The sequence below is a fragment of the Paenibacillus sp. FSL R10-2796 genome (assembly GCF_037965315.1).
Classification (GTDB): Bacteria; Bacillota; Bacilli; order Paenibacillales; family Paenibacillaceae; genus Paenibacillus_AQ; species Paenibacillus_AQ odorifer.
Genome location: NZ_CP150178.1, coordinates 1,808,854 through 1,827,129 on the forward strand (window position 1 = coordinate 1,808,854; position 18,276 = coordinate 1,827,129).

Annotated in this window: 12 protein-coding genes; 10 read left to right on the forward strand and 2 right to left on the reverse strand. The window is 42.1% G+C overall.

Going from position 1 to position 18,276, the window contains the following annotated elements; genetic code table 11:
* Nucleotides 1-63 precede the first annotated feature (63 nt).
* The 8 genes from NST58_RS08240 (at nt 64) to NST58_RS08275 (ending at nt 7,409) form a co-directional block, all read left to right on the forward strand.
* Nucleotides 64-1,245, forward strand: a complete 1,182-nt coding sequence (locus NST58_RS08240; RefSeq protein WP_076125275.1) for an ATP-binding protein — start codon at nt 64-66, stop codon at nt 1,243-1,245.
* A 182-nt stretch (nt 1,246-1,427) separates the two neighbouring features.
* Entirely contained in the window at nt 1,428-1,874 is a 447-nt protein-coding gene (locus tag NST58_RS08245; RefSeq protein WP_076185335.1) for a V4R domain-containing protein, read from the forward strand.
* 148 nt (nt 1,875-2,022) lie between these two features.
* Entirely contained in the window at nt 2,023-3,282 is a 1,260-nt protein-coding gene (locus tag NST58_RS08250; RefSeq protein ID WP_076098890.1) for an MFS transporter, read from the forward strand.
* Nucleotides 3,279-4,583 carry an ectonucleotide pyrophosphatase/phosphodiesterase gene (locus tag NST58_RS08255; RefSeq protein ID WP_076219425.1) on the forward strand — a complete coding sequence of 435 codons (1,305 nt, stop codon included), beginning with the start codon at nt 3,279-3,281 and terminating at the stop codon, nt 4,581-4,583. Before NST58_RS08250 ends, NST58_RS08255 begins: the two co-directional genes overlap by 4 nt.
* 28 nt (nt 4,584-4,611) lie before the next feature.
* Nucleotides 4,612-5,484, forward strand: a complete 873-nt coding sequence (locus NST58_RS08260) for a YitT family protein (protein ID WP_036675789.1) — start codon at nt 4,612-4,614, stop codon at nt 5,482-5,484.
* A 168-nt stretch (nt 5,485-5,652) separates the two neighbouring features.
* The gene (locus tag NST58_RS08265) at nt 5,653-6,741 is read left to right on the forward strand and encodes a nucleotidyltransferase domain-containing protein (RefSeq protein ID WP_339247241.1); all 1,089 of its coding nucleotides are present in this window, start codon (nt 5,653-5,655) and stop codon (nt 6,739-6,741) included.
* Between the two features lie 130 nt (nt 6,742-6,871).
* Nucleotides 6,872-7,198, forward strand: coding sequence for a DUF6442 family protein (locus NST58_RS08270; RefSeq protein WP_076185332.1), 327 nt, complete (start codon nt 6,872-6,874; stop codon nt 7,196-7,198).
* A 1-nt stretch (nt 7,199) separates the two neighbouring features.
* Entirely contained in the window at nt 7,200-7,409 is a 210-nt protein-coding gene (locus tag NST58_RS08275; RefSeq protein ID WP_076125269.1) for a helix-turn-helix transcriptional regulator, read from the forward strand.
* Between the two features lie 104 nt (nt 7,410-7,513).
* On the opposite strand, the gene NST58_RS08280 is transcribed toward NST58_RS08275, so the two are convergent.
* Together NST58_RS08280 and NST58_RS08285 are read right to left on the reverse strand one after the other, a co-directional pair.
* Nucleotides 7,514-10,186 carry a cation-translocating P-type ATPase gene (locus NST58_RS08280; RefSeq protein ID WP_339247244.1) on the reverse strand — a complete coding sequence of 891 codons (2,673 nt, stop codon included), beginning with the start codon at nt 10,184-10,186 and terminating at the stop codon, nt 7,514-7,516.
* Between the two features lie 344 nt (nt 10,187-10,530).
* A complete protein-coding gene (locus tag NST58_RS08285; RefSeq protein ID WP_076185330.1) occupies nt 10,531-11,937 on the reverse strand; it encodes an MFS transporter in 1,407 nt (468 codons plus the stop codon).
* 111 nt (nt 11,938-12,048) lie between these two features.
* Here NST58_RS08285 and NST58_RS08290 point away from each other — a divergent pair, with 111 nt between their 5' ends.
* Together NST58_RS08290 and NST58_RS08295 are read left to right on the forward strand one after the other, a co-directional pair.
* Entirely contained in the window at nt 12,049-12,936 is an 888-nt protein-coding gene (locus tag NST58_RS08290; RefSeq protein ID WP_248547733.1) for a LysR family transcriptional regulator, read from the forward strand.
* 406 nt (nt 12,937-13,342) lie between these two features.
* Nucleotides 13,343-17,917 carry an endo-1,4-beta-xylanase gene (locus tag NST58_RS08295; RefSeq protein ID WP_339247247.1) on the forward strand — a complete coding sequence of 1,525 codons (4,575 nt, stop codon included), beginning with the start codon at nt 13,343-13,345 and terminating at the stop codon, nt 17,915-17,917.
* Nucleotides 17,918-18,276 lie beyond the last annotated feature (359 nt).

An 18,276-nucleotide genomic window follows, 5' to 3' on the forward strand; every position in this document is an offset into this window, starting at 1 on the left:
TGTTTTTGAAGCAGGAAAATATACACATATCTTGAATACAAACTACAAAGAAGGAGGATGACAATGTCATACAAAGAAAATGAATTGCGTTCGTCATTAATCTTAGCAGTTCCAATCATTTTAAACAGGCATTATCATTCCATGACTATGAAAAACATCGAATTCTCCTGGTTTGTAGAGACGCATAAGGAATTGTTAGATTCATCATTCAGTACGATATTAATGAGTATGGTAGAAGCCTTGTTTTTTGATTCTTTTGGTTACGATCAATACTTAAACCTGCTAGAAAAAGAGGGGGCTGAGCAAGGGGTTTATACTGCAGAAATATTCGGTGATCATTTTGATATTTTACTTGATATGAGCAAGGATTTAAATTTAACCGCTCAGAATATTATGTTTAAGATCATTGAAGAGTTTGTAGATGATTCCGCGATCCGATTGTTTTTTTATAATCGTTTAATGGAATGCAACTGGACCCGTTTTACTGGCTTTGCACAAGGTTATTTGTCTAATAAAAATCAACAGATTGACAATTTACATGAACAAAAAATTGCTGTTATGGGACAAATGGCAGCAGGAATGGCGCATGAAATAAGAAATCCGCTAGCTTCGATTAAAGGTTTTGCTCAGCTTGTAAATATCAGGCTAAATGAGCCGGAGATCAAAGCGGATGAATTGCGTGCATATCTGGATATCACCATCAAAGAGATTGATGCTCTGAATGGATTAGTAACGGACTTTCTAATACTGGCTCGAAAAGGTGACAGTACGAAAAATAACGGCGTAGTATTTAACGTTATGGAGGTTATACATAGAGTTAATAACATTGTGAATCAACTCATACTTAGTGATGATATTATACTTTCAGTAGAGTGCTCTTTAGAAAAAGTACTAACGTTTGGAAGCGCCTCTCAGCTAGAGCAGGTAATTCTTAATATTTTGAAAAATAGTATCGATTCCTTCACAGCTTTTAGAGGCAGAATAGATATTTCTGTTACCACAGCTGCTGAGACAAACGAAATTATTCTACTCTTTAAAGACAACGGAGAAGGAATTCCACAGGATAAATTAAAACGGATATTTGACCCTTTCTTTACTACCAAGCAAAAAGGGACAGGGATTGGATTATCGATTTGTAAACAATTAATTGAAATGTATGGGGGGCATATTAAGGTAGATTCAGAGGTTCAGGTTGGAACTAGCGTGAGGGTTATTTTGCCTTGGGTTTATGATTATCATATTTGAGATGCAGCTGCAGCTAATGAATGAAGGAGCGACTTGCCAACAGGGAAGTTGCTTTTTTTGTTATGGTTCTACAAAAAATCAGGATGTGCGTAAGATCACAAAGCAATTATTGGATACGTTTATACTCAATATATCAATTAAATTTGAAATATATATTACATAAGCAATTGGAGGCTACTGGCATGGATCAATTTACTTTTACAGATATGAAAAAAATAAAGAGAAAAAATTTAGGTAATGTCGTACCTTTAGAGCTTTTCAGAACGATTAGACTTATTGGTTTATATCAAGCGTTACCCATGAATGGTAAGGGTACAACGTTGACTATAGGAAGAAAAATTGGGGAAGAGTTTGGTGTTACCTCGGTTAATGAACTATTCGAGTTATTCGAACAATTGAAGATAGGGATTCCTATAATAACCCATGAAGATGACAAGGGGATGACGATAGCAGTACACGATTGTTTCTGCGAAGGGTTACCTATTATGGAAGGGAAAATGGTTTGTGACCTGGAGGGAGCCATTATCGAAGGAGCACTTACTAAAATTCGTGGAAAGCGGGTTTCCGTCCGGGAAATAAAATGTAATGTTAATGGGGATGAATATTGCGAATATATCGTCAAATATTAAATTCATATATAAAAGCGAGTAAGCGGCCTTTCGATTTTAAAAGGTCGTTTTTTTATGAATAAGTTGTGATGGAATTAACATTCATTTAACATGGTCCTTATGCTGAAATGATATAACAGTTACAAATAGGTGAAAAGGTGGCTGTTAGATGAAACTTAGCAAAGAGGAAAAATCATGGATTTTATATGACTGCGGGAATTCAGCCTATTCGATGGCGGTTACAACTGCATTATTGCCTATTGTATTTGGCATGTTTTCAAATGTTAACAGCAGCATGGATTTAGGGTACTTTAACTCCATTGCTAGTATTCTTGTGGCTATCCTTAGTCCGATTTTAGGCACGATCGCAGATTACAAAGATAAGAAAAAGCGCTTTTTCTTATTTTTCTCTTTGATCGGTGTGCTGGCTACGGCTTCCTTGGCATTCGTTGCACCTGCGAGCGGGCAGTGGCAGTTATTGATTGTGTTTTACATCCTGTCCGTCATAGGTTTTGCCGGAGCCAATATTTTTTATGACTCTTTTCTTGTGGATATAACCACTGATGAAAGGATGGATAAGGTATCCACAAAAGGTTTTGCTTATGGATATATAGCCAGCGTCATTCCATTTGGCATCAGCCTGCTATTGATTCTGTTTATGGGGATGGATAAGTCGATCGGTTATCAGATTGGGTTTATCATTACTGCCCTTTGGTGGGGGCTGTTGACCATACCCATGATCAGAGATGTGAAGCAGAGATATTATATTGAGCCTGAACCAAGACCTGTAATCAACAGTTTTAAAAGACTGGGAGACACCTTTAGGAATGTTAGACAGCATAAAGTTGTATTTGTTTTCTTAATTGCGTACTTTCTTTATATTGATGGGGTAGATACGATTATTAAAATGGTGGTGCCCTATGCCACATCGGTTCTGGGTGCGGATGCTTTTGACACCTTTACCTTACTGGGGATATTATTAGTTATCCAGATCATCGCTTTTCCTTGTGCAATCCTGTATGGTAATCTCGCCAAAAAATACTCCGCCAGGACTTTGATCATCGTGGGGATTGTTACATATATCATTTCCTGCATCGCAGCTTTTTTTATCACTTCAGTGTGGCATATATTTATTCTAGGTGCGCTAATTGGTTCCGCTCAGGGAGGCATTCAGGCGCTCAGCAGGTCTTATTATGCGAAGATCATTCCAAAGGAGAATTCCAATGAATTCTTTGGTTTTTACAATATTTTTGGCAAGTTCGCGGCCATTGTTGGTCCTGCTGTAATGTCTTTAACAACAACCTTAACAGGTAATGCTAAATTTAGTATTTTAGCGATTATCCCCCTTTTTATTATTGGATTATTCGTATTTATAACTTTACCTAAAGAGCAGCCTGAACATGACGAACCTAAGGGGCTTATTCTATGAAGTCAATTAAAGCACAAACGGCTATGGCCAAGCATTTGATCGTCATCTCTTACGATGCCTTTTCAGAAGACCACTGGGCATTGGCCAGCCGGCTTCCAAACTTAGCGGAATTAATTAAAAACGGAGCCCATAGCCATAAATTGAAAAGTGTGTATCCCACGCTCACATATGTAGTGCACACCACCATAGCAACCGGTGTATATCCGGATAAGCATGGCATCCATCACAACAATCCGTTTCAGCCCTTTATTAAGGAAGAGGAGCAGAATTGGTTCTGGTTTAGAAATGCGATCAAGGTGCCAACGATTTACGATGTTGCGCGCGAGCATAAGATGAGCACCGCCGGAATCCTATGGCCAGTATCGGGTAAATCCTCCATCCAATACAATATACCTGAAATCAGAGCCATCAAAAACGAAAATCAGGCACTGAAGATATTAAAAAGCGGAAGCCCCTTATACTGCGTGGATATGGAGCTGAAATATGGCCGGATCCGCAAAGGGATTGAGCAGCCCTATCTGGATGACTTCACGACCAAATGTGCTATAGACACGATTAAGCGCAAAAAACCTAATCTTCTAATGATGCATCTGATCGATCTGGATGATGCCAAACATGCTTATGGAACTGACAGTGACGAAGTGAAGCAGGTAATCACACGTATGGATAAAAGGGTAGGCGATATTATGCAGGCAGTGGATGAAGCGGGGATAAAGGATGATACGATTTTTTTAATTTTGGGGGACCATGGCCAGTTTAATGTTAGGTACAAGGTGCATTTAAACAACCTTTTGCAGGAAAAGGGCCTGATCTATGAAGAGAACGGCGAAATGAAGTGGAGAGCTTACTTTCAGTGTGGGGGTGGAGCGGCTTACTTGCATATCCGGCAGGGCGATGAAGAAGCTGAGCAAATAGCATTAGCTGTTATTGGAGATAATATGAGAGATGAATCCTCAGGTATAGAGAAATTGTATGCTAGAGATGAACTGGATTATTTTCATGTGGGCCAAACCACAAAGTATATGCTTGAGGCTAAGAGAGGTTATTGTTTCGACGAAAGTATGGATGAACCAACGATTGTTGATTTGGACAAACAAGGCGTTAAATTTGCCACGCATGGCTATTCTCCTGATAAAGACGGCTATAGATGCAACTTGGTTGTCTCCGGGGAAAAGATTAGAAATGGGCATCATATAGGGGACATCGAAATGGTAGATATAGCCCCCACGATGGCAAAGATTTTAGGGATTGATTTTAATCCAGGTGACGGAAGACCTTTAGAGGAAATTTTTATGGACTAAATTAAGCAATGTGAAACGGAGAAATTCAATGATTGAAACGCGAAAACAGAAATCAAATAAACTCAAGATATTCTCAAAAGTATTCATGATTATTATTGGGGCGCTAATAGCTGCCTATGGTCTAGAATCCGTATTGATACCCAACAACGTCTCAGATGGAGGTGTCACAGGTCTAAGCATCGTTGGCTCTGAACTGTTTGGCTTACCGCTAGGGCTGCTAATTGGCATAATTAATATCCCTTTTGTATGGCTAGGATATAAGCAAATTGGTAAAAGCTTTGCTCTTTACTCCGTTATCGGTATTGCTTCACTGGCTATTGGCACTAGTCTTATGCATCATGTACCGACGATTATAGAAGGTGATACCTTATTAATTACCGTTGTTGGCGGGATTATTATCGGTTTTGGTATGGGTTTAGCCTTACGTAATGGTGGAGCATTAGATGGGATAGATATGTTAGCTGTCTTACTTTCACGAAAATTACCTTTTGGGACCAGTGATTTAATCTTATTTCTAAACATGTTTGTCTTTATTGTTGTTTCAACAGTATTTGGCCTACAAGGGGCTATTCTATCAGCGCTTGCTTATTTTATTGCTTCTAAGGTCATTCATATTATTGAAGAAGGTTTGAGTGGCTCTAAAACGTTTAAAATCATCACCATTCAACCGGAAATCATGGTCGAGACTATTCGTGACCGATTGGGTCGTGGAGCAACTTATACAGATGCTTATGGCGGCTACTCCAATGAACAATTCAAAGAAATCACTTGTGTCATTAACCGTCTGGAAGAAAGTAAAATAAAAGATATTATTCGTGAAATTGACCCGAATGCCTTTGTAGTAGTCTACGATGTTGCAGAAGTTAAAGGTGGCAGTTTCAAAAAGAAAAATATTCACTAACGACTATAAAACGTGTTGGAGAGAAGCTAATTATGCTCTTGCCAGCGCGTTTTTTTGTTTTCTTTGAAGGAGAGGAAAGGCTTGGTATAGATTTAATATAATTAAAGTTGGAATACCTACTCTAACAACATGCTTATACAATAGAATTAATAAGGTTGGAGAGGGGACATGGATATGGATGCTGTTCTTAAAGAAAAGATCTTAATCAAAAATGAAAAGCTTATTAGCATGGTCATTGAACGGGCTAAGAGAGATTTTTCTGATGATATTGCAATTATTGGGCTTACAGGTTCTTTTAGTACTGGGGATTTTCATGAAAAAAGCGATCTTGATCTAATCATAATTAATAACACAGAGCAAGGCTGGGGAATATCTTCATGTTTTATTTTGGATGATATTGGATACGATCTATATTGTACGCCATGGGAAACAAGGATAGAAGATCAAGCCAAACTCGAGAGTCCAATGATTTCATGTCTGGTTGATTTACAGGTGTTATACTGTGCAAAACCCGAATATTTGGAAAAGCTAAATTTATATAAACAGAGAGCACTCGATGCTCTGGCAATGCCTATAGGGAGAGAATGTATCAGTAGAGCGAAAAAGTGTATAGACATAGCAAAACAGGAATATGCGAATACATTACTTTCTGAAGATATAGGAGCAGTAAGATATGCTTCAAGCGAAGTTTTATACAATTTGTTAAATGCGCTAACTCATTTGAACAATACTTATTTCAAACGGGGAATGAAAAGATATTTGGAGGAAATAGCTACGTACCGTTATGTTCCTGATGATTTTGAAAAGACATATATGGCTGTGATAGAGGCGAAGACTATCGATGAAATCAGAAGTGCAGCATATAAGTCCCTTAGAAACATCAACGATCTATATAATAAAATGTATAAGGATTTTGTAGTGCAGCCAGTCCCAAGCTATGATAATCTTGGCGGAACTTATGAGGAATTATGGTGCAACTACCGCAATAAGATTATAGCAAGTGTAGAATCGGGTGATAGATCGTATGCGTATCTAGCAGCAATGGGCATACAAGGTTTTCTTGATGAAATGACAGAATGGAAGGGAACCAAAAAGTTTGATATCATGCAGTATTTTGATTCTGACCATCTTCAAGTCTTTAAGAATGAGTTTCTGAAGGTCATGGATGAATATCTGGAGGAATACAACAAGGTAGGCAGGAAAGTCGAACGATATAATACTTTCGAGCAATTATATAACGAATATATGAAGGTATAGAAAATAGCTCACTACCAATCTTTGGATTGGAGTGGGCTATTTTTTTGTTTGACAAGAAAACTTGGCGTATTATAATAATGATGACAAGTTTTCTTGTCATCATCTTTTCAATCTGAAAGGAGAAATTTTTATGAAAAAGGAAGAAATATTAGAAAAAAGCCGAAATGAAAAAGGAGACGAAGGAAAAGAATTTGTTTTTGCTAAAGGCAGAAAAAGCGGATTCATTGGAATGTTGATTGTATTTTGCATTCTGAGTGTCTTCAATTTATATAATCATAGTCAGGAAACAAATTTTGCATTAAAAGCTATGATAGCTATGTTTTTTGGATATTTGGGCTTTGAAGGACTTGGAATGTATTCTGTAACTAAGAAGAAGATGGATTTACTCAAATTCATTTTAGGATTAATTATAAGTGTTTATTTTTTGTTTATTTACTTTTATGGAATGAGTGATTAGTATGAGTGAACATTTGGTTTTAAAAAATAAACTGCGCGAAGCAAGAACAGAACAAAAATTATCGCAAGCACAATTGGCAGAAATGGTGGGTGTCTCAAGAAATACTATAAGCTCGATTGAAACCGGACAGTTTAACCCTACTGCAAAATTGGCTTTGATTTTATGTATTGCGTTGGATAAAAAATTCGAAGAATTATTTTATTTTGATTAAAATCAATAGAAGCTTTTCTAGGTTTAACTCTAGATGTCAGAAAAACAGCGATACTCCATCATTGGAGAATCGCTGTTTTGTCTTTTCGGTCGATTATAGCTTACTCAGGAATTTACAGGATTCTGTTCAACAGACTTGGGTGTAAAAGCTCTTCGAACAACCTTCGTTATTTCCATTAGGATGAGGGAGCCGAGGGCTAAGCCTGCTGCAACCAGCCACTCTGACATTCCAAATGAAGCCGGAATCGAGAAGATTTCTCTAACCCCTGGCAGAACTGCAATGCCGTAAAAGGCAAAGCAGACCAGAACGGCTCCGATGACGTATTTGTTGCTGAAAAGCCCAGCTTCAATAGCAGTTTGACTGTTCGAACGGGCGGCAAAGGTCTGCAACGTACGAGACAAGATCAGGGTTGTGAATGCCATAGCTACGCCCATATCAGGCGAATCCTGAAGTCCGATATACAGGGATATGATTACAGCTATACCTATGAGTAGACCACGAGTGACAATGGCCTGCATCATTCCTCCTGCGAATATTCCTTCCTTGAGCTCTCTTGGTTTTCTGTTCATCACATTAGGTTCAGGTTTTTCCATCCCAAGAGCAATGGCGGGCAGAGAATCATTCGCCAGATTGATGAATAGAAGCTGAATCGCTGTGAAAGGATTAATCCAGTTGAAAATAAGGGCAAAGAGGATGGCGATAATTGCACCCAGGTTACCTGAGAACAAATAGGCGATCGCTTTTTTGATATTGTCAAATACCGTTCTGCCCACAGATACAGCATTGACAATAGATACAAAATTATCATCGGTCAAAATCATGGCAGCCGCATCTTTGGCAACATCGGTTCCACTGCCCATGGCAACTCCGATATCTGCTTGTTTCAAAGCAGGCGCGTCATTTACACCATCACCGGTCATGGCTGTTATTTTGCCTTTCCGCTGCCACGCGCGGACAATTCTGATCTTGTTCTCCGGGGAGACACGGGCGTACACACCGATCTGTTCGAGTTTTTGATCAAGTTCCTTGTCAGACATGGCATCGAGTTCTTGGCCGGTTACGGCAATTTCATTCTCAGTCATCAGACCGATATCGCGGCCGATCGCTTGTGCGGTTGTCTTATGATCACCGGTAATCATGATGGTTCGGATGCCAGCCTTCTGAGACTCTGCGATCGCGCCGTAGACAGCTTCCCGAGGTGGATCAATCATAGCTGTCAAACCTACGAGCACCAGATTTTGTTCATCCTCTAATCCGACTTCAGTAACCGTATTTGGTACGGTTTTGTAGGCATAGGCAAGTACACGTAGTGCTCTGCTGGAGAACTCCTCATTGGCTTCGAAGAAGCGTTCAAGAACTTCTGGTGTCATCGGCACTTCTTTTCCACTTAACAGTACATGCGAGCATAGACCAAAGAGCACATCGGGCCCGCCTTTAGTAATCATTGCTTTTTGCCCGTTAAAAGTATGCAAGGTCGTCATTAGCTTGCGATCCGAGTCAAAAGGTAGCTCGGCTTCGCGCGGGAAATTATCGCGTATTTCCTTATAATCTTTATTCTTGCTGTTGCTGAAGGCAATAAGCGCTACCTCTGTAGGATCACCCAGCTCTTTACCATCCTCATTAATGTTAGAGTCGTTGCAGAGCACAGCAATATGCAGGAGCCGCCGGGCTTCTTCAGACCATTCTTCAGGCGCTTGATTGAATTGATCACGGTCCCCTTCTGGCAAAAAGTAATCTACAACAGTCATTTTATTCTGGGTGAGGGTACCGGTTTTATCTGTACAGATGACACTGGTTGACCCAAGGGCTTCGACAGCGGGCAGCTTACGAATAATCGCATGTTGCTTAGCCATCTTATTAGTACCTACGGATAGGACAATGGTTACTATTGAGGAAAGAGCTTCGGGAATCGCAGCAACTGCCACAGCGACTGCAAACATTAACGCATTCAGGATAGCTTCTGTTGTATCCACAGTATCATTCGACAACCAAACACGTCCGGCCTGGATGGCAAAGATTACAATGGACAGGAGTATAATTGCTACCCCCAGCTGCTTGCTGAATGTTTCGAGCTTGCGCTGCAGCGGCGTTTGCTTGGCTTCGGCGCTTTCAATGAGTTCAGCAATTTTACCGATTTCGGTAGTGAGTGCAGTTCCCGTTACTACCAGACTTCCGCGGCCATATACAACTAGTGAGCCGCTGAACGCCATATTACGCCGGTCTCCAAGCGGAGATTCTTTCGCGATGATATTCGTATGCTTTTCCACAGCTTCGGATTCTCCGGTTAGCATACCCTCATTTATTTTTAAGCTTTCCGATTCTATAATCCGGCCATCGGCGGGTACGAAATCGCCGGCTTCCAGCCATACGATATCACCGCGAACAAGTTCCCTTGCCGGGACGGTTTTTAATTCTCCATCACGCAGCACTTTGGCCTCGGGTGCTGACATCTGCTGCAAGGCATCAAGTGAACTCTCCGCTTTACGGGTCTGGATGACACTTATAACTGCATTGAGAATCAACACGAGGAAAATAATAAGCGACTCCATAACTTGTCCCATAACAATCTGGACAATGGCGGCTATAAGCAGTACGACTACCATAGGGTCTTTGAAGTTTTCAAGAAAAAGCTTCCAAACAGGATCTTTTTTCTTTCCTTTTAATTCGTTAAAACCATAATCTTTCAGACGTTTGTCGACTTCTGCCGAAGTAAGCCCGTTAGCTGAACTCTGAACATCCTGTAAACTGTCGGCTACATTGTTGCGGTAATATTCCACTAATGATAGCTCCTCTCTGCTGTGCTGTGTCTTTGTTCTTAAAAATTACGGTTCAAGCCGGGACAAGTTTCAAAATATCGAGCTGCCGAAACTGTTTTTACATTATAAATGTGTCTTTTGAGCTTGAAATTGGACGGAAAAATATATGTAAATCTGGTTTCTTCATTATGTTTTTGGCTCACCGAGCACAAGTTTACTATGGGCGCTTTATTTATTATCCTATTTATGAATCGAGTTTATCCCCACCTTGAAGAGTTAAATAAAACTCATAAAGAGCTGAGGCTACGCATTAAAATAACAAAACAAGACCCGTCTGATGACAGGTCTTATTTGTCTGCACTTTCCTATTTTTTAGCGCCCGAATTAGCCGATTTCTGCAATTGCCCTGACTCACGGTGCTTCCGACTCATGAATACCAAAGACAATGCAATTACCGTGAGGATAACCCCAAGGACTTGAAATCCCTCGAAGCTAAACTTACCTCCCATTATGATACCTATTAACAATGAAGAGAGAATGGTTCCCAGGTATCTCGATGTATTAAATAATCCGGAGGCTACACCGATTATTTCTTTTGGAGAACTTTGGAACAAGGCTGCTTGCAGGCCGACATTGTTCAATCCGTTGCTAATACCGAATGCAGCTAAAGCCACACATACACTGATAACTGGTGAAGTCTGATTTAAGGTCACAAGCCACACTGATCCCAATGTCATCAGGACCCCGGACACTAGCAATGCTGGCCGGGGTCCTGATCTATCGATCCAGCGTCCTGCTATTGGAGCAGTAATCAGTGAGCATAATCCCAGCGTTAGCATGAGAATTCCTGTTTGGAATTCACTGACATGACGTACCATTTGCAAGTAGGATGGGATCCCGAAAAAGAGTGAGTAAAAAAGTACATTAACGAGCATGAATTCAACATTAACCCAAGTCATTGCCGGGTATTTGGCAAATGTACGTAAAGGAATAAAGGGTGATGCCGCTGTTAGCTCATGCCTGACGAATACTCCTAGCAGAACGAGTCCTGTTAGCAAGGTAATGACATGTATTAATGAGATATGTCCGGATGATTTTGCTGAAAGCAATCCAAGGAGCACGGCAATCAGCCCCACAGTGAAGAGCAGGATTCCTGACGCATCAATCAAATCAAACCATTTGCGCAGGGACATTCCCCGGGTAACGGTTGTTGACGGTTCGTCCTTGGGGATATGCTTCCAAGATAATAAAAAGCTAGCGACCACGAATGGAATATTGACGAAAAAGATAGCTGGCCAGTCCCACCAGTGAATAATAACCCCTCCAATAAAGGGACCAATTGCTGCCGCGCCGGATAGGAAGATGGATAAAACAGATAGTGCGGTCGCTTGTTTCTCCGTAATATGAATCCGCACAATGGCCATTCCAACGGCAACCATCATGCTAGTTCCAATGGCTTGCACAATACGGAACACGATGAGACAGCCAAAGTTTGGGGAGAAAGGAGCTAATAAACCTGCAATGAAGGATACGACAAGCCCGGTAAGAAATATTTTCCTCCGGCCGAATAAATCGCTGGCCTTTCCCATGACAGGTTGAGCGATGCTACTTGCAATGTAAAAAGAAAAAATAATCCAGGAAACACCTGTATAGTCAAGCTGGAATACATTTTGCAGCCTTGGAATAGCCACAGATACCATCGAAGAATTTAAAGGGTTCAATAAAATCCCCAGACCTACTGAAATCATTAACCACCTGTTGCGAACACTCATTTTAAATCCCCCTAAAGCTTATTAATGTCATCGTACTTGAAATCGATTATTCATTCCAACGCATTTTATGTTATGATCTCATTGACTTGAGGGAATGAACGGAGGTGCGAATTGGAACTTTTGCAACTGCAATATTTTCTCGCGGTAGCTCGATTGGAACATATGACTGAAGCTGCACGAAATCTACACGTTACTCAATCTTCACTAAGCAAAACGATTCAGCGTTTGGAGGAGGATCTGGGGGTACCTTTATTCGATCGGGTAGGAAGAAAGCTGCGACTGAATGAGTCCGGAAGCCGGTTCCTTCGCCGAGCTGAAAGGGCATTGTTTGAATTGGAGCAGGGAAAACAGGAGCTTAGCGATTTATCCAGTCCTGAACATGGCACACTCGAATTAGCGGTGACGACCGCAAGCACATTACCCAATATCCTGCGAGAGTTTCGGAAAAAGCGGCCTGATATTCAATACCATGTGCAAATGCTGACCACGCAGGAAATGGTTACACTTCTTAATAGAGGAGAGGTTGATTATTGCTTATCCTCACCTCCAATAAAAGGGGATGACATCGAATGTCAAATCGTCTTTATCGATCCAATTCTTGTGGCTGTTCCAAAGGGGCATCGGCTGGCCAATCGAAGCAGCGTATCCTTGATAGAGCTAAGGGATGAGTGGTTTGTTGGTGTAAAGAGTGGCTATGGTACTCGCGATTTAATAGACTCTGTATGCAAATCAGTTGGATTTGTACCTAAATATGTGTATGAGGGGGATGAACCTGCAAGGCTTAGCACTCTTGTGGAAGCTGAAATTGGCTTAGCTTTCATACCAAGCACGGCACGGAATTCACGGGAAGATATCCAATACCTCCAAGTAGAGAATCACGAATTGGAAAGGGAGATAGCTTTATTGTGGCACAGGAGCCGGTACATTTCGCAGGCCGCTTTGGAATTTCGGGAGGTAGTTGTAGAATATTTTGGAGCGTTATCCAAACAGACCATTTAATTATGCGGCAGAACAACTAACAAACCAATTCCCCGTTACCTTCCGTTACGTTCAATGGTCCGTAAGTGGGGTTTTCTTTTTGGGTTAAATTTGTAGAATCTTTAATCATACCTATGTTTTCCTATAATTATGGGGGGTAACACCTTTAATATTAGCGTAGTAGTGCGTAGTAGCGAGGCTGTAAAATAGTGTGAGTAGACATGAAAGCGTTTACATAAAAGGAGGGGATCTGTAAGTAAAAAGATTCATTTGTGATGATGTTCTACTGCTCTTCGGGATGATTGTACCACTGTTGAAATTAAGGATTTAGCAGGTAAGGAAATTAGCGTGGGAATATAGGGCTGGTGCTAATAAGGTAGGTCATTAACTGATTTTTATGAAAATCACTAGAGGAGGATTGCATTAAATGAGTAGAATGCTTAAACAAGTAATCTCGATCTTACTCGCAGCTGCCTTGCTTATTCCGACAAGCTGGATCGCTCCGGTTACTGAAGCTGCGGCGCAGGATACGACAGTATCATCAGATAGGGTAACGGTATATCATGAAACTTTTGCGAGTGGCAAGGGGATTGCAGCTCAAGCAGGCAGTGCTAGCCTTACACCTGTGAATGATAAAGTTTTTACCGGCAATACTGACGGCGCAGCTTTATATGTAAGCAACAGAGCGAATAACTGGGACGCGGCTGATTTTAAATTCAGCGATATGGGCCTAGAGAACGGCAAAACCTACACGGTGACTACAACCGTTTATGTGGATGCTAATGTGGCTATACCTAGCGGTGCCCAAGCTTATCTTCAAGCGATAGGCAGCTACGCCCTTTTGGCAAATGTGAATTATGAAGCAGGCAAAGCAATCACCTTGACGAAAGAATTTACCGTGGATACGGACAAAGATACGACACTGCGCGTTCAATCCAACGATGACGGGAAAACGGTTCCGTTCTACATTGGGGAGCTTCTCATTACAGCAAAAAAAGCAGTGACGGAAACGGATAAAGAAATCTATCACGAAACTTTTGTGAGTGGCAAAGGTTTAGCCTCACAATCAGGCAGCGCTAACCTAACCCCTGTCACCGGAAAGGTTTTTGCGGGCAATGCTGACGGGGCAGCTTTATATGTAAGCAATAGAGCGAATAACTGGGACGCGGCTGATTTTAAATTCAGCGACATGGGCCTAGAGAACGGCAAAACCTACACGGTAACTGCATCCGTGTATGTAGACACTGATGTGATTGTACCCAGCGGTGCCCAAGCTTATCTTCAAGCGATAGGCAGCTATGCTCTTTTGGCAAATGCGAATTATGAAGCAGGCCAAGCGGTCATATTGACGAAAGAATTTACCGTGGATACGGACAAAGATACGACACTGCGCGTTCAATCCAATGATGACGGGAAAACGGTTCCGTTCTACATTGGGGATGTATTGGTCACAGAAAAGGTGGCTACAGTAGAGCCAACTCCAACACCAGAAACACCTAGAGACCCAGCTTTACCTTTTACCACTGTTACTTTTGAGGATCAAACGGCAGGTGGTTTTGAAGGCAGGGCAGGTACAGAAACGCTTACGGTTACTAATGAAGCGAATCATACGGATGATGGTTCATACGCTTTGAAGGTTGAGGGAAGAACCAGTACATGGCATGGGCCGACATTACGTGTGGAGAAGTATGTGGACAAAGGCTACGAATATAAAATTTCGTTATGGGTCAAGCTGATCCAGCCTGCAAGCTCGCAGCTCCAGCTGTCCACGCAGGTTGGCAATGGCAGCAGCGCCAATTATGTGCAGCTCGCACCTAAAACCATCAGTGCAAGCGATGGCTGGATTCAGTTTGAGGGATCCTACCGTTATAACAATGTAAGCAGTGAGTATTTGACCATTTATGTGGAAAGCTCCAGTAATAGCACGGCCTCCTTTTATATTGATGATATTAATTTTGAAAAGGTAGGCTCTGGCCCGGTAGATATCGAAAAAGATCTTATACCGATTAAGGATGCTTATCAGAATGATTTTCTGATCGGAAATGCGATAACCGCTGAGGATCTGGAAGGTGTCAGACTTGAGCTTTTGAAAATGCATCATAATGTTGCTACGGCAGGTAATGCCATGAAGCCGGACGCGTTGCAGCCTACAAAGGACAACTTCACGTTTACCGCGGCAGATACAATTGTAGATAAAGTACTGGCTGAGGGCATGCAGATGCATGGACATGTGTTGGTATGGCATCAACAATCGCCTGCATGGCTGAATACAACAACAGACGCAGCTAACAACACAATCCCCTTGGGACGGGATGAAGCTCTTGTGAATTTGCAGACCCATATCCAAACCGTTATGGAGCATTTTGGTGACAAGGTGATCTCTTGGGATGTTGTAAACGAGGCGATGAGCGATAATCCATCCAACCCAACAGATTGGAAAACAGCGCTGCGATCCGCCCCATGGAAAAGTGCCATTGGAGCAGATTACGTAGAGCAAGCCTACCTGGCGGCAAGAGAAGTATTGGACGCGCATCCAGATTGGGATATTAAGCTCTATTACAACGATTATAACGAAGATAATCAGAATAAAGCGCAAGCCATCTACAGTATGGTCAAAGAAATCAATGATAGGTACGCGCTGACTCACCCTGACAAATTGCTTATCGACGGTGTTGGCATGCAGGGGCACTACAGCATTAATACGAACCCAGAGAATGTGAAGCTTTCCTTGGAAAAGTTCATTTCCTTGGGTGTCGAAGTAAGCATAACTGAGCTGGACATTCAGGCCGGAACCAACTATCAGCTCTCTGAAAAGCTTGCTAATGCGCAGGGTTATCTATATGCGCAGTTGTTAAATATCTTCAGGGATCACGCTGATTCTATCAAACGTGTTACCTTCTGGGGAATGGATGATAACACAAGCTGGAGAGCTTCATCCAATCCGTTGTTATTCGATAAAAATCTGCAAGCCAAGCCAGCTTACTATGGCGTTATCGATCCTGATACCTTCATTGAAGAGCATGAGCCTGAATCAGTAGAAGCTAATCAATCTACTGCTAAATTTGCTGCACCTGTTATAGACGGAACAGTTGACGAGATCTGGAGCCAGACCGCTGAGATTCCGGTCAATCGGTATCAAACCGCTTGGCAAGGAGCGAGTGGAGTGGCAACAGCACTCTGGGATGATCACAATTTATATGTCCTGATCCAGGTGAGTGATACACAGCTTGATAAGAGCAGTGTGAATGCACATGAACAGGATTCGGTCGAAATCTTCGTGGACCAAAATAATGGGAAAACGACGTTCTATCAAGATGATGACGGCCAGTACAGAATCAATTTTGACAACGAGACTTCATTTAATCCTTTAAGTATCGCAGCCGGTTTTGAATCGGCAACCCAGATTTCCGGAACCAACTATACGGTTGAAGTGAAGATTCCACTTCAAGGGATCACTCCGGACAACGATAAAAAGCTTGGTTTTGATGTACAGATCAACGATGCTAAAGAGGGCTCACGTCAAAGTGTCGCGGCTTGGAATGATACGAGTGGAACTGGGTATATGGACACATCCGTTTATGGTGTGCTTACTCTAAAGGGTAAATCTACGGGTCCGGAACCCACTCCAACGCCGACAACAGCACCGACACCGACACCAACGAGCCCAACCGATCCAACCGATCCAACCGATCCAACCGATCCAACAAACCCAACGGAACCATCGGCAACCCCGACACCTGTTCCAACAGCGACGCCAGCACCAACAAATGCGCCAACGGGTAGCAGTAACTCGGGTAATGTAGTATCAACTCCACAGCCTGGAGCCATTACAAACAAAGATGGTGTTGTTACGATTAAACTGGAGGTAAAGTCCGACAACGGGCGTGCTATAGGTACCATCTCCAGCGACAACATGAAAAAAGCGCTTGAGCAGGCTACTGTAGCGGCAAACGGCAAGAAACAAATTATCATTGAAGTGCCAAAGCAAACGGACGCGAAAGGGTATGATATACAATTACCGACCCAAAGCCTAACGGGGAAAGAAAACTTTGAACTATGGCTTAAGACGGAAAATGCCACAATTCAAATTCCAAGCAATATGCTGTCTAACGTAACAGACAATGCTGAGCAAGTATCTATACGAATAAGTAAAGTCACCACGGACAGCTTGGAAGCAGCTACCCGCAATATGATTGGCAACCGTCCAATTATCGGTCTAAGCGTAGTAGCAGGTGACAAAGTTATTCCTTGGAATAACCCTAAAGCACCTGTAACGGTAGCCATTCCTTACGTGCCGACAGCGGAGGAGCTAAGCCATCCAGAGCTTATAGTCGTTTGGTACATCGATGGCAAAGGCAACGTACTGCCGGTTCCGAGCAGTCGATATGATGCTGCAACCCAAACGGTGGTCTTTCAAACAACCCACTTCAGCACTTATGCAGTAACCTTCGTAAAGAAAAACTTCGGAGATCTGCAGAATCTTTCTTGGGCCAAACTAGCTATAGACGTTATGGCGGCTCGCGATATCATCAAAGGAACGTCCACGAACAGCTTTTCACCTGCAGATTCAATCAAACGAGCGGATTTCATTACTCTCATCGTAAGAGCGCTTGAACTGAAGGGAACGGGCAAAAGTGCAATAATGTTCAACGATGTCCAAAAGACAGACTACTATTATGATGAACTGGTCATCGCGAAGGAATTGGGAATTGCTACAGGTTTTAAAGATGATACGTTCAGACCCAATAGCAATATCTCCAGACAAGATATGATGGTGCTGACAGCACGCGCGCTGGCGGCAGCCGGTAAGCAAGTTAAGGCGAGCGGCGTTGTAGCTGCTGCTTATCTAGATGAAGCAAGCCTTTCTAGCTACGCAAAAGACAGTGCATCATTGTTGATCCAATCCGGAGTCGTAAACGGAAAGAACAATAGAATTGCACCGAACGATAACCTTACCCGTGCAGAAGCGGCAGTCATTCTGTATCGTATCTGGAAGCTGTAGTCCCGGCATCACAGAAAAAAAGTCTGAATTGTCTCAAGGTCATATTTAGTCTGAAGAGTGGAAATACGTGTGCAACCATCCCTTGCATTCTTCTGTATTAAGCATCGCTGCTCACCTCCTTGCGGAGAGGGGCAGCGATTTTTTTGTGTATGTTCCGTTGAGTTGGAGCTGAAAAGGAAAAAAAATGTCACGAAAAGAAAGTCTATCTTTTTTCAAATATTATCAGACTCTAGCAACAAGGTCATAGTTATTAAGGCTTACCAGAATATCGACCATTTTGAGGGGGAATTTGGCGTTGGAGAATGGAAATGTGTCTTTTTTAAGTATTCACAAATAAAGAACGAATATCCTATCATACC

What these genes read in the sequence shown, in the direction of transcription:
- NST58_RS08240 (WP_076125275.1), top strand. Translation starts at nt 64, where the DNA reads ATGTCATACAAAGAAAATGAATTGCGTTCGTCATTAATCTTAGCAGTT.
- NST58_RS08250 (WP_076098890.1), top strand. Translation starts at nt 2,023, where the DNA reads ATGAAACTTAGCAAAGAGGAAAAATCATGGATTTTATATGACTGCGGG.
- NST58_RS08285 (WP_076185330.1), bottom strand. Translation starts at nt 11,937, where the DNA reads ATGAGTGTTCGCAACAGGTGGTTAATGATTTCAGTAGGTCTGGGGATT.
- NST58_RS08270 (WP_076185332.1), top strand. Translation starts at nt 6,872, where the DNA reads ATGAAAAAGGAAGAAATATTAGAAAAAAGCCGAAATGAAAAAGGAGAC.
- NST58_RS08275 (WP_076125269.1), top strand. Translation starts at nt 7,200, where the DNA reads ATGAGTGAACATTTGGTTTTAAAAAATAAACTGCGCGAAGCAAGAACA.
- NST58_RS08260 (WP_036675789.1), top strand. Translation starts at nt 4,612, where the DNA reads ATGATTGAAACGCGAAAACAGAAATCAAATAAACTCAAGATATTCTCA.
- NST58_RS08265 (WP_339247241.1), top strand. Translation starts at nt 5,653, where the DNA reads ATGGATATGGATGCTGTTCTTAAAGAAAAGATCTTAATCAAAAATGAA.
- NST58_RS08245 (WP_076185335.1), top strand. Translation starts at nt 1,428, where the DNA reads ATGGATCAATTTACTTTTACAGATATGAAAAAAATAAAGAGAAAAAAT.
- NST58_RS08295 (WP_339247247.1), top strand. Translation starts at nt 13,343, where the DNA reads ATGAGTAGAATGCTTAAACAAGTAATCTCGATCTTACTCGCAGCTGCC.
- NST58_RS08255 (WP_076219425.1), top strand. Translation starts at nt 3,279, where the DNA reads ATGAAGTCAATTAAAGCACAAACGGCTATGGCCAAGCATTTGATCGTC.